The sequence below is a fragment of the Marinobacter bryozoorum genome (genome assembly GCF_023156245.1).
GTDB lineage: Bacteria > Pseudomonadota > Gammaproteobacteria > Pseudomonadales > Oleiphilaceae > Marinobacter > Marinobacter bryozoorum.
In genome coordinates this window covers 1-12,884 of the sequence record NZ_JAKZAH010000058.1, presented here as the reverse complement: position 1 = coordinate 12,884, position 12,884 = coordinate 1, and the positions used below count along the sequence as shown (strand labels likewise).

At 54.9% G+C, this 12,884-nt stretch carries 16 protein-coding genes and 1 pseudogene; 5 read left to right on the top strand and 12 right to left on the bottom strand.

Going from position 1 to position 12,884, the window contains the following annotated elements:
- Positions 1-209: 209 nt before the first annotated feature.
- From MLC59_RS18600 to MLC59_RS18580, 5 genes are all read right to left on the bottom strand, one after another.
- Positions 210-626 (bottom strand): hypothetical protein, encoded by a 417-nt coding sequence (locus tag MLC59_RS18600; protein ID WP_248237104.1) that lies wholly within the window; start codon positions 624-626, stop codon positions 210-212.
- Between the two features lie 70 nt (positions 627-696).
- Positions 697-1,323: an FMN-binding negative transcriptional regulator gene (locus tag MLC59_RS18595; RefSeq protein WP_248237103.1), complete on the bottom strand. Its 627-nt coding sequence runs from the start codon at positions 1,321-1,323 to the stop codon at positions 697-699.
- 92 nt (positions 1,324-1,415) lie between these two features.
- Positions 1,416-1,802: a GFA family protein gene (locus MLC59_RS18590; protein WP_248237105.1), complete on the bottom strand. Its 387-nt coding sequence runs from the start codon at positions 1,800-1,802 to the stop codon at positions 1,416-1,418.
- 43 nt (positions 1,803-1,845) lie between these two features.
- The gene (locus MLC59_RS18585; RefSeq protein ID WP_248237102.1) at positions 1,846-2,238 is read right to left on the bottom strand and encodes a carboxymuconolactone decarboxylase family protein; all 393 of its coding nucleotides are present in this window, start codon (positions 2,236-2,238) and stop codon (positions 1,846-1,848) included.
- The gene (locus tag MLC59_RS18580; RefSeq protein ID WP_248237101.1) at positions 2,235-3,218 is read right to left on the bottom strand and encodes an aldo/keto reductase; all 984 of its coding nucleotides are present in this window, start codon (positions 3,216-3,218) and stop codon (positions 2,235-2,237) included. The genes MLC59_RS18585 and MLC59_RS18580 overlap by 4 nt, the downstream gene beginning before the upstream one ends.
- Before the next feature lie 11 nt (positions 3,219-3,229).
- On the opposite strand from MLC59_RS18580, the gene MLC59_RS18575 reads away from it, so the two are divergent.
- Both MLC59_RS18575 and MLC59_RS18570 read left to right on the top strand, forming a co-directional pair.
- Positions 3,230-4,207: a LysR family transcriptional regulator gene (locus MLC59_RS18575; RefSeq protein ID WP_248237100.1), complete on the top strand. Its 978-nt coding sequence runs from the start codon at positions 3,230-3,232 to the stop codon at positions 4,205-4,207.
- Positions 4,208-4,321: 114 nt separating this feature from the next.
- Positions 4,322-5,170 (top strand): AraC family transcriptional regulator, encoded by an 849-nt coding sequence (locus MLC59_RS18570; RefSeq protein WP_248237099.1) that lies wholly within the window; start codon positions 4,322-4,324, stop codon positions 5,168-5,170.
- Here MLC59_RS18570 and MLC59_RS18565 read toward each other — a convergent pair.
- From MLC59_RS18565 to MLC59_RS18555, 3 genes are all read right to left on the bottom strand, one after another.
- The gene (locus tag MLC59_RS18565) at positions 5,150-5,743 is read right to left on the bottom strand and encodes a LysE family translocator (protein WP_248237098.1); all 594 of its coding nucleotides are present in this window, start codon (positions 5,741-5,743) and stop codon (positions 5,150-5,152) included. The genes MLC59_RS18570 and MLC59_RS18565 overlap by 21 nt on opposite strands.
- A 110-nt stretch (positions 5,744-5,853) precedes the next feature.
- Complete coding sequence (locus MLC59_RS18560) at positions 5,854-6,747, bottom strand: PhzF family phenazine biosynthesis protein (RefSeq protein WP_248237097.1); 894 nt, start codon at positions 6,745-6,747, stop codon at positions 5,854-5,856.
- Between the two features lie 161 nt (positions 6,748-6,908).
- On the bottom strand, positions 6,909-7,748 hold the full coding sequence (locus MLC59_RS18555) for a helix-turn-helix transcriptional regulator (protein WP_248237096.1): 840 nt from the start codon (positions 7,746-7,748) through the stop codon (positions 6,909-6,911).
- Positions 7,749-7,873: 125 nt separating this feature from the next.
- On the opposite strand from MLC59_RS18555, the gene MLC59_RS18550 reads away from it, so the two are divergent.
- The 3 genes from MLC59_RS18550 (at position 7,874) to MLC59_RS18540 (ending at position 10,370) form a co-directional block, all read left to right on the top strand.
- Positions 7,874-8,773, top strand: a complete 900-nt coding sequence (locus MLC59_RS18550; RefSeq protein WP_248237095.1) for a DMT family transporter — start codon at positions 7,874-7,876, stop codon at positions 8,771-8,773.
- A gap of 36 nt (positions 8,774-8,809) precedes the next feature.
- Entirely contained in the window at positions 8,810-9,592 is a 783-nt protein-coding gene (locus MLC59_RS18545; RefSeq protein WP_248237094.1) for an AraC family transcriptional regulator, read from the top strand.
- A gap of 103 nt (positions 9,593-9,695) precedes the next feature.
- Positions 9,696-10,370 carry a DMT family transporter gene (locus MLC59_RS18540; protein ID WP_248237093.1) on the top strand — a complete coding sequence of 225 codons (675 nt, stop codon included), beginning with the start codon at positions 9,696-9,698 and terminating at the stop codon, positions 10,368-10,370.
- Here MLC59_RS18540 and istB read toward each other — a convergent pair.
- From istB to MLC59_RS18525, 4 genes and pseudogenes are all read right to left on the bottom strand, one after another.
- A complete protein-coding gene (gene istB / locus MLC59_RS18535) occupies positions 10,322-11,077 on the bottom strand; it encodes an IS21-like element helper ATPase IstB (protein ID WP_248237091.1) in 756 nt (251 codons plus the stop codon). The two genes, MLC59_RS18540 and istB, sit on opposite strands and share 49 nt — an antisense overlap.
- Entirely contained in the window at positions 11,074-11,685 is a 612-nt protein-coding gene (locus MLC59_RS20215; RefSeq protein WP_427901745.1) for a Mu transposase domain-containing protein, read from the bottom strand. The genes istB and MLC59_RS20215 overlap by 4 nt, the downstream gene beginning before the upstream one ends.
- Positions 11,680-12,525 (bottom strand): annotated as a pseudogene (istA, locus tag MLC59_RS20210) (IS21 family transposase); the annotation flags it as partial. The gene MLC59_RS20215 and the pseudogene istA, both read right to left, overlap by 6 nt.
- Positions 12,526-12,566: 41 nt before the next feature.
- On the bottom strand, positions 12,567-12,884 hold a 318-nt coding region (locus MLC59_RS18525), incomplete at its 5' end, for a transposase (RefSeq protein WP_248237088.1).

Below are 12,884 nucleotides of genomic sequence, written 5' to 3'. Positions count from 1 at the left end.
GGACACTCCTTTGCACTAGGTCTATGCCTAGGCCTTTGCTTCTACCAAGGTGTCCGGTTTAAATGGGGGCCACTACAGTGAACAATTGTGTAATCAAACATTTCAGGAATCCTGCTGAGGTAACCTCGTAGTTCGTAACCTACGATACGCTGGGTTCTCGCCGTAGACGATACGAGGAATAAATATTCGAAGTTGATTGAACAGTATTGTTATGCAATTTTAACCTCGATAAACCATTCAGGCTGCATTTCATCGAAGTCTGTCCGAATATTGGACGGCAGGTAACTTGCTGAATCCAAGACGAAAGGCTGCCCATTTACGCGTTTGAACAAAACCCAGTGCCAGAAATTTTTGCCATCCTCCTGATGGTGCTTGATAGATAGCAGTGCTAAATCAGGTAGTTTGCTCCAGGATTCAAAAGCAACTTCGGTGGGAGAAGTCTCAACTCTGGCACTGGACAGCATCCTCCTAACGTATTGAGTGTCAGACCAAAGCGATTTATCTTCAGCATAAATGCCCATGGCATTCGCTCGGGTTTTCATCTCTTGATAGGTTTTTCCCAGGATATTTGCAACAGACGCAATTCCGCACCCTGAAGGTTCTTCTTGTACTACTGGCTTTAGCATCGCTCACTCTTCCTTAATGCGTAATACGGTACAAAAACGATGTGCCTCACGCCCTTCCTTCCGGGACCTGTTAGCGGATGAACCTGGACATCGCATTGGCACTTGGTGTGCTCTCGCTTTTCAGGCCAGCTTTGACACCGGTTCGGTTGCGCTCAGGCTGATTTTGACTGGCCTTCAACTTTCCAGTCAAACTCTCGATCGTTATCTCGATTCCAACGATTGCTTTCACCAAACGATCAGTGAAATCCGCTGGCGCATCATCTACAGCCCAGGGCTGCGCTCGACCTCTTTCATGCTGTGCCGTTAATTGGCACACGTGATCCTTGAGCCAAACAGGGTCCTGTATAACGCGGGCACGGCCTTCGACATGCACCGCCAGATAATTCCAGGTTGGAACAGCGCGCCCGGTTTCTGCTTTGGAGGGATACCATGATGGCGACACGTAAGCATCCGGCCCCTGAAAAATGGCCAGGACTGCCCCATTATTTTCAATTCGTTGCCATGCTGGATTGTTCCGCGCCAGATGGCACTGCAATGTGCCGAGTGAGCTATCATCCTCACTGCTCAAATGAAAAGGAACATGGTTCGCTTCGATACCTTCAGCGTCGGCGATTACAAGGAGCCCGAAGCTATAATCGCGAATATATTGATGGAGCTTTTCGGTATTCTCTTCCTTGAAGTGATCTGGCACGTACATACAACAACTATCTCCTCGCAGATTTTTTGCTCAGCGGGCATCGACGTACACAGTAGCGCCCGATGAATGCCTACTTTTATGACTAAAATACTCTATGGCCATTCCAGAAACTTGCAGACAGTTTCATATTCCAGCCATGGCACATCATGGGAGACCCAAATATGAGCTTCAGGCCTCGATATCGGATCATCGTCCAATGTTGCAACCCGAAGAATGACGTGTGGCTGAGATGGCCTTTCCGCGACCAAATGCGAGCCGCATTGCCTACAGAAATGCCGGAGTTTTCCAGGCGAAGACTCATACGTAGACAGAAACTCTTCGCCGGAGAGCCAGCGAAAGTGCTCGCGCTTTACGCCAGCTGTTGAAGCAAATGGGGCCGCATGGGCCTTGCGACAAGTCTGGCAGTGGCAGTGAATTATAGGCATGTCTAAAGCACTTATTTCGTACCATATCTCACCACACAAACAACTGCCTTTCATCCTCACGAGAGCCTCTTCTCTTTGAAATATAACACTTGCACATTTAACTGCCGGACCAGCCAGATGTGAAGGCGGCTTTTGCCGCCGTGATGGCATTCATCGCCGCCGGAATGCCGGCGTACACGGCCACTTGCAGGACGATCTCGACGATTTCATCATGGGAGGCGCCGGTGTTCAAAGCAGCGCGTATATGAAACTCAAGCTGACCCGCTGCCGTCCCCATCGCCGCAAGCATTGCGACGGTCAGCATCTCGCGAGTCTTTAATGGAATCCCTTCGCGTGCAACCACGTCGGTGAACGCGAAACCCAGCAGTATCTCGACCGCGTCGGGGTGAAAGTCATAGAGATTTTTTGCGACGCGCCCAGAGGCCCCTGACTCAAGCTGTTCAAGCAGCGCCAATGCCTGCGTGCGTCGATCGAGAGGTTTAGTGCTCATGCGTTCACCCCCTTCATGCCCTCTGGGGTGTAGCGTTTACCGATTACCGGCAGGCGTGCGGTCGCTGTTTCGAGTAGTTGCTGCTCCTCTGTACTCAGCGAGATCTGCGCTGCAGCAACATTCTCTTCAAGATAGCGCAGTTGCTTTGTGCCAGGGATCGGCACGATGTCGGGTCCTTTTGACAAGAGCCAGGCCAGTGAGAGCTGCGCCGGGCTGCAACCTTTCTGTCTGGCCATTTCGGCGATTACGTCTGCGATCCGGCGGTTTGTGTCGATCGCCCCCTCCGCAAAGCGCGGTAGGTTGCTACGAAAGTCACCATCACCGAGCTCCGCTGTATCCTGAAACCGGCCAGTCAGAAACCCACGGCCGAGTGGCGAGTAGGGCACGAAGCCGATGCCTAATTCGCGACAGCTGGGCAGCACTTCTTGCTCCACGTCGCGTGTCCAGAGAGAGTATTCGGTCTGCACCGCCGTGATCGGGTGAACCGCATGGGCCCGGCGCAGTGTCTCTGCACTGACCTCGCACAGGCCGACGTGGGCGATCTTACCGGCCTTGACCAACCTTGCAAGCCCGTCGATCGTCTCTTCGATCGGCTGCTCGGGGTTGATGCGATGCACATAATAGAGGTCAATTTGTTCCACTCCGAGACGGCGTAGGGAAGCCTCGCAGGCTTTGCGCGCATAGTTAGCACTGTTTTCCAGACTGCGCTGGTATTCACCGGGGTTGCGCACAATACCGAATTTTGTCGCAATGCGAACCGGCTGCCTGTTGTGGGCAAAAAAACGACCAATCAGTTCTTCGTTGTGATGTGGCCCGTACATGTCTGCCGTATCGAAAAAGTCGACACCAAGCTCGACGGCACGCGCCAGCACACGCAGCGATTCGCTGTCATCCCTCGGGCCATAGAACTCGCTCATCCCCATGCAGCCCAATCCGATGGCGGATACAGACAGGTTGGTGCCAAGTGTTCGTTTTTTCATGATGTGTCTCCTTGAATACCGGAATTACAGCGTGGCACTATCCATGGATGAAAAAAATGAACGATTTGGGTAAACAGATTTCCGGATATGAAAAACAGATGCCACGAGGCTGGGTCTGGGACGACATCCGCGCCTTTCTTGCAGTCGCCCGCCACGGAACCCTAAGTGGTGCGGCGTCAGAGCTCAAGCTGGGTATCGCAACGCTTTCGCGGCACATTGAACGGCTCGAAAGGGTTTTGAAGCTACCGCTTTTTGTACGCCAACAGTCAGGCTATCTGCTCACCGAAGAGGGGGCTGGATTGATCGAGAAGGCCGAAGCGCTGGAAGCTGCGGCAGCTGCGTTTACCTCGGGAGTCGCCACTCATATGCCGATGGCGGGGAGAGTGCGTCTGGCCACGGCCGAGAACCTGGCGACGGGGCTCATTCTGCCGGCATTGCCGGAGTTCCACAGGCAGTATCCTGAAATTACGGTAGAACTCGTGACCGATATAACCACCGTTAACCTGCATCGTCGTGACGCTGACCTGGCATTGAGGATGGTCAAGCCCGAACGAGGCCACGTTACACTTCGCCGCCTCGGCACACTGGGATACGGGTTATACAGTAGTCCGGGCTATGCGGCGCAGCGTGAGACCCGCCCCGATTCCGGCGACTATAACACGGACGCCTTTATCACCTGGAGCGAGATGCAGTCGCACCTGCCTGCTGCGCAATGGACCGAACGAATTTTGCAGGGGCGCGAACCTGTATTGACCACCACCTCGCTTTCGTCCCAGGTGGCAGCCGCCAAGGCGGGGCTCGGGCTCGCCGTCCTACCCCATTTCCTAGCTGTAAGTGCTGGACTGCTCTGCGTCGATTCGAACATAGGCGTCGATCAGCCTATCTACCTGGTAATCCAGTCCGACCTGACACAGTCGCGCCGCACGCGAGCGTTCGCTGATTTTCTTATAGATCTGGTGAGCCGCAACCAAAGCAGACATGGCCTTTAACAACCATCTTATTTGGAAGTCCATAATGAGTCACGAACCAGACGATGGTGGTTGGCATCGGTTCACTGAAGAGCCAAAATACCGGAAACAAATTCTCGGGACAGATCGAAGGTGATGAACACTCAAAGTAACCCGCTATTTTGGCGAGACGCCCGTATGACCCATGTGGAGTTACGCAAGGTCGAGGATGGCCGCCAGATGTGTTACGCCCCTCACAGCCACACCGAGTGGTCGATCGGGGCTATTACTAGCGGAGAAAGTACCTTTCAGTATCGGAATGATCATTGCCGGGTGAGTGCTGGCGACCTTGTGCTGATGAATCCGGAGTGGGTCCATGCCTGCAATCCCATCGACAATCAGCCGTGGGGCTACCTGATGTTGTATGTGGATACCGGTTGGTTGACGGATTTGCGCTATGGCGCCGGCCTGTTGCCGGGGCCCCATTGGCAAGATATCTCTTTGGCCACCGTGTCAGGCCCGCACTGGTATGAACGCTATAGTCGCATGGCGGACTGCCTTCTCGATCCACAGCGTGATCTGCTGGACAAGCAGACGGAGGTGGTGGAGTTTCTGTCAGACCTGATGCACGAATTAGCGAGGCAGCCGGTTGCGCAGGAACCCCAGGAACCCCAGGCACCGCGGGCTCTGCAGGCGCTGGCTCACTATCTGGATGGCCACGTGGCTGAAGACGTCTCGCTGGATGCCCTGTGCGAGATTTCCGGTTACAGCGCTGGCCACCTGATTCGCGCGTTCAGGCAATATTTTGGCCTTACGCCCCACGCTTATCTGGTGAACCGCCGCGTTCAGTTTGGGCGCCGTGAGCTGGCAAACGGCACCCCCATTGCCGAAGCGGCCCTTAATGCAGGCTTTACCGACCAGCCGCATTTCCAGCGCACGTTCAAACGGCTGATGGCGGCAACGCCGAATCAATATCGGTGTCCCTCAGCCAATTACGAGATATAGGCAACTGACAGCGAGCAGCAAGGCCAGAGTCCTGTTTACCGTTACCAGCACCACCGGGCGCTGAACGTATCGCCGCAGGAAGGCGCCGGCGTATACCCAGCAGGCCAGCGACAGCCAGCAGATGGGCAGGTAAAGCAAGGCGAACAGCAAAATCTGTTGCAGGTCATTCGCGCTGGTGTAAGCGCCGATACCGGACGCCGAGGCCAGCCAGGCCTTGGGGTTGAGCCACTGCATCAGCGCTCCTGTCCCGAAGCCAGGTGCCTTTTCAGCGCCTTCATCCGGCAAGTGCCCGCTGTCCAAGGCCAGCTTCACGCTCAGGTAGAGCAAGAAGGCAACACCGCCCCAGCGCAGCAACTCTTCGGCTACAGGCACCATGGTCAACAGTGAGTAAAGCCCCAACCCCACCGCAATGAACAAGGCGGTGAAGCCTACAGTGGCACCGGTTACAAAAGTCAGCCCCCGGGAAACCGGGTAACGGGTGCCGCTGCCCAGGCATACAAGGTTGACCGGCCCCGGGGAGATGGACGTCGCCAGGGCAAAGGCTGACATGGGCAGAATAAGGGAAAGGCTCATAGATGGTGTTCTCCGTTCAGGTTGCAGGTAGAGTCTGCCCTGAACGTCGGTCTTGGTATTGAATAAAATTGAGATCGCGGCGGGAATGCTGATATCCAATGATTTTGATGTCATCGAGGGTTTGCCGATCCGGGATGAAGTGTACCGCTACCGATGACCACTGCCTGCCCGGCAATACGGATTAGCGTTTCAGAATCTTCAGTGCGTTCTGCCTCGACGAATATTTGGCTGGGCCGGCCCATCTCTATACCTTGGTGGATTTCCCAACGCCATAGGCCAGGACACGGCATAGCCATCGCGAGATATCCCGCCAACGCTGCTGCAGCGCTTCCGGTCGCGGAATCTTCACGAACCCCACCTTCTGTCGAGAACATACGACTGCGCAACACACCCTCCTGGCCAGCGGTCTTGTCGATCACATAGAGATAGATCTGCGCGTAGCCGCTGGGTGATACCCACTCCGACCAAACCCGGGGTGAGGGTTGTGCACATGCGAGCGCTTCCAATGAGTCGAGTTCGATCAGATGGTACGGTAGCCCACAGGAAGCGAGCACCGGCTCGCCAACAACCTCTCCCTCCTTTAGTCCGAGCAGTTCCGTTGCGGTTAATGAGTTCAGAGTACTACTTTGGATAGCTATCGGTGCCGCTGCGGTGAAACGGGCCAGGTCTTTTTCGTAGCCCACCACTAAAGGCCCAACATCCGCTTCCAGCGTCAGCGGGCAGTCGCGCTTGGCCATGTCCAGCGCCGCCAGTAGGTGAGCGGTGCCGACCACCGGATGGCCGGCAAAAGGAAGCTCCATTGTTGGTGTATAGATACGAATAGGGAAGCGTTCCGGGGAACTTGCCCGGCCCACAAATACAGTTTCGGAGAGGTTCAACTCGTTGGCAATAGCCTGCATTGTGCTGGTATCAATGCCTTCTGCGTTTGGAAACACGGCAAGCGGGTTTCCCGAAAAGGCCCGGTTGGTGAAGACGTCAAGAAGATAGTATTCATGGCCTTTCATCGTTCCCCCTTCTTTGGAACTATACGTATACATGGTAAAATGGATTGGTTCTGGCTGGTGGATGAAAAGTCCGAAATAGCTGCATTAACGCTTTTGCGCTGCCAACGCCTATTATAATCTTCATGGGACCATCACTATGTCGCGCGAATCGCTGAATGGCGTCACGTACCGTGAACAAGCTTGCGAAATTGTGCGGGCGTTCGACCTGTCTGCGCGCGAAAGACGCGGGTAAGATGGCTCTGGCTCGAAAAGCCGCAATTGACCGCAATGTCTGCAATCGGTGTTTCAGAGCGTAGAAGTTCCCTGGCGCGGCAGACCCTTCGTCTGGTAACCCAGCTGTGGGGCGGGCACCCGCGCACCAGCCGGAACATGCGGTGGAAGTGGAATCCGGACATATTCGCCAGTGATGCAAGGTCATTGAGGTGAATTGGCGCCGCGATATAAGCTTCAATATAGTCGTCCACCCTCCGCAGAATATGAGGGGCAAGCCCTCCAAGAAAGCGCATTTGCCGCCCGGGAAGGGCTCCCACCAGGTCAGCCATGGCGCTGTCGGCCTGAAGCGCATTCTGCGAAAACACGGCGCGTGCCAATTCTGCCAGCGGTAGCGCAAGATCTGGCTTGTTCGCAAAGTTGGTTTCAACAAGGTCAAGGTGGCGAGCGTCGCAGTCATGGGCTTCCGAATATAGGCTGCGCAGCCTGGTATCGGAGAGGTACAGGTGAACGAAGCGGAAAGCCTGGGTTATTTCCCACTCCGAGCTTTGTCCTGCAGGCATGACGCAAACAGCGCCAGGCCAGCCAGATATTCTGCCAGCATCGAGACGCCGGGTGCCTGTTCCACCCTTTAGATAAAGGCTGAAAGTATGGTTGTTCGGCGCTTCGTATCGCACGTGATCGTTCTGGTTTTCCCAGATCGCGACACTGCAGCCTGCGCCCAGGTCCAGCCTGGTGGCGAGGTTTTCGGCGTTTGACCGGCCAAGGAAATGTTCAACGGTTCGAGACATGACTCAAGCTTACCAAAGCATGATCGCCCCTGGTTAATTCGAAAAAAAACACCGCAAGAATGTGCAAAACCTGACAGGGGAAAACACTTAACGTAGTGCCATCAATGGAAAGTTGAAGGCCTGCCATGAACAATATAACCCTGTTCACTACTACCGTTCTTATATGGGGAACCACCTGGATTGCTATTGCGGCCCAGATCAGTGAGGTTCCGATAATCGTGTCCATCTTTTTCCGTTTCGCCCTGGCCGGTCTGATCATGCTGGCCGGGCTGGCGATGATGCGACGGCTCAAGCGCCCGGCCCTCTGGCGGTTCGTGGTTATCCAGGCACTTTGTTTATTCTGCTTTAATTTCGTCGGACTTTATAAGGCCTCTGCGCTGATTCCGTCAGGGCTGGTTTCGATCGTTTTCTCGCTGGCATCGATCTTCAACGCAGTCAACGCACGGTTGTTCTTTGGTGACCAAATCACAGCACGAACGATCCTGGCTGGCAGCGTAGGTACGATAGGCCTGTTACTGGTTTTCTGGCGCGACCTTTTCGCCAATCATCACCTTGGCGTGCTTCAGGGAATCGGCTGGGCTGTGTTTGGAACGCTGATGTTCTCCCTGGGGAACATGGCATCCCGAAAAAACAGTGGCCTGGGGATTACGCCGGTCAGCGCCAACGCTTGGGGCATGGGTATTGGCGCGTTTGTGTTGTTGATTATAATTCTTGTGAGTGGCCAGCCGCTGGTTCTCTCAACCACCCCGACCTACTGGTTAGCGCTGGTTTATCTTGCGGTTATTGGGTCCGTTGCTGGTTTTACCGCCTATCTTGTATTAGCGGCCCGAATTGGCTCCGCCCGGGCGGGTTATGCCACCGTGCTGTTTCCGATCGTCGCTCTGGCCATCTCAACGGTGTTCGAAGGCTACAGCTGGACACCACTGGCGATGATTGGGGCGACTTTAACTATCCTGGGAAACGTGATCATGTTCTGGCGGCCTCCAACAAGCAGGGTTATTCACCAAGGCAGTGTTCGCCAATAAAACCCAGGGCCTTAACTGCCTGATTCGTGGTTGCCAGTGTTTCGCCAGTTGCTCCCACACGCGCAGACATTCGAATATACTCCGCCCATGGCAGCATCCGGCGTAAACCTTCACCTTCGAAGTTATGATAACGAAGGCAAACAACACACTCATGGTCACCACCAACTGGTGTTGCCCTTGCTGGGTAAGCTCTCGCTGTCGGTAAACAAAACCGAGGGCGCCGTTGAACGGAACCGGGCCGCTGTTATCCCGTCCGGACGTGATCACGGGTATTTTGCAACGGAGGTAAATCAGTTTCTGGTGGCTGATTTGCCAGAGGCCCTGGCTCCGGCACTGGATCGGCTTCCCTTCTTTGTTGACCTGGATCCGGCCTTGCTCCACTACGTCCAGTTTCTGCACTCGCAATTGGTAAATGGTGCGGGGTCATCCCACACAGAGCACCAGATGTTGCTGCTGTTAATTCAGCTTCTACAGGAACGGCACGGCGACAAACTGAACCTGGACCGGCGGGTATCTGCGGCAAAGCAATTCATTGACGATAACTTCCAAAGGAAAATTACCGCTGCCGAACTCGCGTCTGTGGCCCACCTGAGCATTCGACAGCTTAATGAGTTGTTTCGTGTACAGATTGGCATGACACCGCACCATTACCTGACCGAGGTGCGAATGCAGGAATCATGGCGTTTACTGGCGCAGTCAGACCTTGATATTCAGCGTATAGCCGATTCTGTGGGCTACGGCTCACTTTCGGCGTTCAGTGATCGCTTTTCCCGCCATTTCGGTAAATCACCCAGTCATTTCCGCCGAAAGTCGAAATAAGTCTGCCGTAATCCGAAAGCTTGCCTGGTCTGTGGGGTTATAAAATCCACCCTTCTGAACCCTTTAACCGGCAATTTTCACCTGCAACTTTCCGAGGGTAGTTATGGCGACCATTGTTACGGCGACCTGGATAGGCTCCATCTCTGTATTTCTCTGGGGAACGCTTGCACTGTTGACCAAGCTTACCAGTGGGGGAATTCCGGAATTTCAGTTGATGTCGATGACGTTTGGCATCGCATTCTTGCTGATGTGTGTTCGCTGGTTTCTGGCAGGCCATTCTGGAACCCGGTATATAAGCCAGCCGCCCCTGGCCTGGTGCATCGGAGTTGGCGGTCTGTTCGGTTACCATTTTGCCTATTTCAAGGCGATGACCCTGGCGCCCGCGATAGAAGTGAGCCTGCTTGCCTATCTCTGGCCGCTGTTTATTGTGCTGATGTCGTCGCTGTTGCCGGGTGAGTCCTTGCGCAAACCCCATATCCTGGGGGCGAGTCTTGCGCTTGTGGGGTGCTGGGTGCTGATTGGAAGGAACAGTGCAGGCTTTACTGTTGGCAATATCGGCGGTTATGCCGTGGCATTCAGTTGTGCGCTGATCTGGTCGTCATACTCTGTTCTGTCCCGCTTGGTAAAAAATGTACCAACCGATGCCGTAGGGTGGTTTTGTGGTGTGGACTGTTCGGCGTCAACTATCTTGGCCGGTTCGCGACAACTATGGTGGCCGGTTGGGTGGTCTTACTTTTTACTCTTTCCAGCCTGCTTAAGCTGTTGCTGTCGTCGGTAGCTTTCCCCCTCTAATTCAATAATTGTCGCGTGGTGTATCAATCGGTCTACGGCGGCTACAGTCATCATGTTGTCCGGGAAGATTTGATCCCATTCACTGAATGGCTGGTTGGCGGTGACGATCAGACTGCCACTCTCATAGCGATGGGCGATGAACTCGAACAGCACCTGAGTTTCGGCATCCGTTTTTTTCACGTAGCCAATATCGTCAATGATGATGACTCGGTATTTATCCAGGCGTGTCATGGCGGTCATCAAGTCGAGATCGCGCTTGGCCTGCTGTAGGTGCTGAACCAGCGCTATCGCAGGGAACAGCTTGCAGCGCACGCCCTGCTCGGTGAGTTGATGGCCCAGGGCATTGGCGATGTGGGTTTTGCCGGTGCCGCTGGGACCAATCAACAGCACATTATCGGCATGGTGTACCCAGTCACTGTCTTGTTGCAGCTTCGCCAGTGCGGCGTTGCAGGGGCGGCTAAAGCCACTTTGATCCAGTGCAGAGAAGGTTTTGTTGGCCGCAAGCTTAGCCTCTCGCAGCCACTTCTGAGTTCGACGCTGGTAGCGATCTGAGAGTTCGTATTCACATAAGGCTGCCAGGTAATCCGTGTGTGACCAGTTCTTTTCAACGGCCGTTTCCCAGAGTGATTGGTAATGGCGGTGGAAGGCCGGCAGACGGAGTTCTTTAAGCAGCAAGGCGACGGAGTCGGTCATATTGACGCCTCTTGGCTGCGGATCGAAGACAGTAAGTCGTCATAACTGACCAGGGTGTGTTGGCTTGGAGCTGTGAATTCGAGATCGGGAGTGCCGCGAAGGTAGCGTGACTGGATCTCGGTAATTGACGCGAACCGGCCGGCCCGGGCTTCTACCAACAGGTCTTCCCCCAGCGATTGCTCGTCATCGTATTCGGAGGCCAGTCGCAGTGTTGTTACGATCCATTTGCAGGCTTCACGGGGTTCAAGATGCTCATCCGCGAGTTGCCAGAGTTGGCGGTAATTATCGTCCGGGAGCAGGTCATCACGCAGCTGAGAGTAACGGAAGGCCTGTGGCTTGGAGGCTAGTGAGCAGATCACGTGCCGGTAATTGACGCTGCGGGCGCGATTCTCGCCGGGCTTCGGATACACGCGCGGTAAGGTCAGTGCCGGCTGCTGACCGACGAACAACACGAGCTTGTCGTGGTGCAACCTGATTTGCACCGATTCGCCAATCAAGCGCGATGGCACCGTGTAGACAACGCGGCGGACTTCGATGGTTGAGCTGCGGGTCACCTTGAGATGGAGGGTCTGATACTCGGCGGCTGTAAACTCCGGCAGTGGCTGCAAGGCAGCCTGTTCTTCAAGTACACGCGCTCGGTTGCGCCGATTGAGTTTGTCGACAGCACAATCGATAAACTCCTGGTACTGCTCGATACTCTCGAAGTCATTGTGGCCGCGCAGTAACAGCTGTTGTGCCAGGCGTTTCTTGAGCGAGCCATTGGCACACTCCACGACACCGTTCTCATGGGACTGCCCCAGATTATTCCGGGTAGGCGTCATGCGGTAATGTTGGCACAGCTCGCTGTAAGCGTCAGCCCACACGTTCTGCCGGTTATTGCGTGCCGCACTCAGGCTATCCGTGCGGTGCTCAACAGGGCTGCCACCGGCTTGCTGTAAGGCTCGCTGCAACCCCGTCGCCAGAGCCGCATAACTCTCACCGCCCTGAACCACGGTGACCGAGCGCCAGCCACTGTAGGCCAGTCGAAATTGATAGAGCAGGTGTGGAAAGGCCTTGGACTGAATCGTAATCGGGTTATCGGGGTGGGTAAAATCAGAGAATCCCTGCTGTGCGACAACGGCCTGTTGGCGAAAAATGACCTCTCGTTCCGGCCCATGCAGTGCTCGCCATTGCTTCACCCGGCGTTGCAGTGTGCGCAAAATGGTCTGGTCGTAGTGCTCAGGGTACTGCTCTTGCAAGTAATCAAGCAGGGTTGTTCCGGTCAAATCCGGCTTGGCTTCTAGCAAGGGGAGCAACTCTGTCTCCCAAACGGCTTCCAGTGGATCTTCTCGGGTGCGCCACTGCCGCTCGGTGTTAACGCGGGGTTTTTGTGTTGACGTCTCGATGCGTCTTCCGGATCGAACGGAAATGCCCGCCTTGGCGGCAGCCACTTCCTGGCTTGCGCCATTTTGTCGGTGCTGGAGTTATTGTCAAATCTGGTGTATGACCATCAGGCAGCGTTCCTGTCAGATTGATCTTCCACCTCTATTCCATCCTGAAACTGAACGTTGTCCACGACCAGCTTCAGTTGGTCGAACCCCTTGATCCGCTTCCAGCGCTTTTGGGCGGACTGGAGCAGTTTGAACACCATCGATAACGTGGTGTCGCGGTTGCCGCAAGAGCGGCTTCGCTTGGTTCTCAGTCGCACTGTGGCGAAGGTGGATTCAATCGGATTGGTCGTCCGTAAGTGAATCCAGTGAATCGCCGGAAAATCGTAGAAGGCCAGCAGCTCGTCACGATCCTTCTCCAGGTTTTCCATGGCCTTTGG

Bases quoted from the DNA above. Each gene is read 5' to 3' on its own strand.
- MLC59_RS18600 (WP_248237104.1), bottom strand. From the start codon at position 626: ATGCTAAAGCCAGTAGTACAAGAAGAACCTTCAGGGTGCGGAATTGCG.
- MLC59_RS18595 (WP_248237103.1), bottom strand. From the start codon at position 1,323: ATGTACGTGCCAGATCACTTCAAGGAAGAGAATACCGAAAAGCTCCAT.
- MLC59_RS18580 (WP_248237101.1), bottom strand. From the start codon at position 3,218: ATGAAAAAACGAACACTTGGCACCAACCTGTCTGTATCCGCCATCGGA.
- MLC59_RS18540 (WP_248237093.1), top strand. From the start codon at position 9,696: ATGGCGACCATTGTTACGGCGACCTGGATAGGCTCCATCTCTGTATTT.
- MLC59_RS18590 (WP_248237105.1), bottom strand. From the start codon at position 1,802: ATGAAAGGCAGTTGTTTGTGTGGTGAGATATGGTACGAAATAAGTGCT.
- istB (WP_248237091.1), bottom strand. From the start codon at position 11,077: ATGACCGACTCCGTCGCCTTGCTGCTTAAAGAACTCCGTCTGCCGGCC.
- MLC59_RS18565 (WP_248237098.1), bottom strand. From the start codon at position 5,743: ATGAGCCTTTCCCTTATTCTGCCCATGTCAGCCTTTGCCCTGGCGACG.
- MLC59_RS18560 (WP_248237097.1), bottom strand. From the start codon at position 6,747: ATGAAAGGCCATGAATACTATCTTCTTGACGTCTTCACCAACCGGGCC.
- MLC59_RS18550 (WP_248237095.1), top strand. From the start codon at position 7,874: ATGAACAATATAACCCTGTTCACTACTACCGTTCTTATATGGGGAACC.
- MLC59_RS18555 (WP_248237096.1), bottom strand. From the start codon at position 7,748: ATGTCTCGAACCGTTGAACATTTCCTTGGCCGGTCAAACGCCGAAAAC.
- MLC59_RS18570 (WP_248237099.1), top strand. From the start codon at position 4,322: ATGAACACTCAAAGTAACCCGCTATTTTGGCGAGACGCCCGTATGACC.
- MLC59_RS18585 (WP_248237102.1), bottom strand. From the start codon at position 2,238: ATGAGCACTAAACCTCTCGATCGACGCACGCAGGCATTGGCGCTGCTT.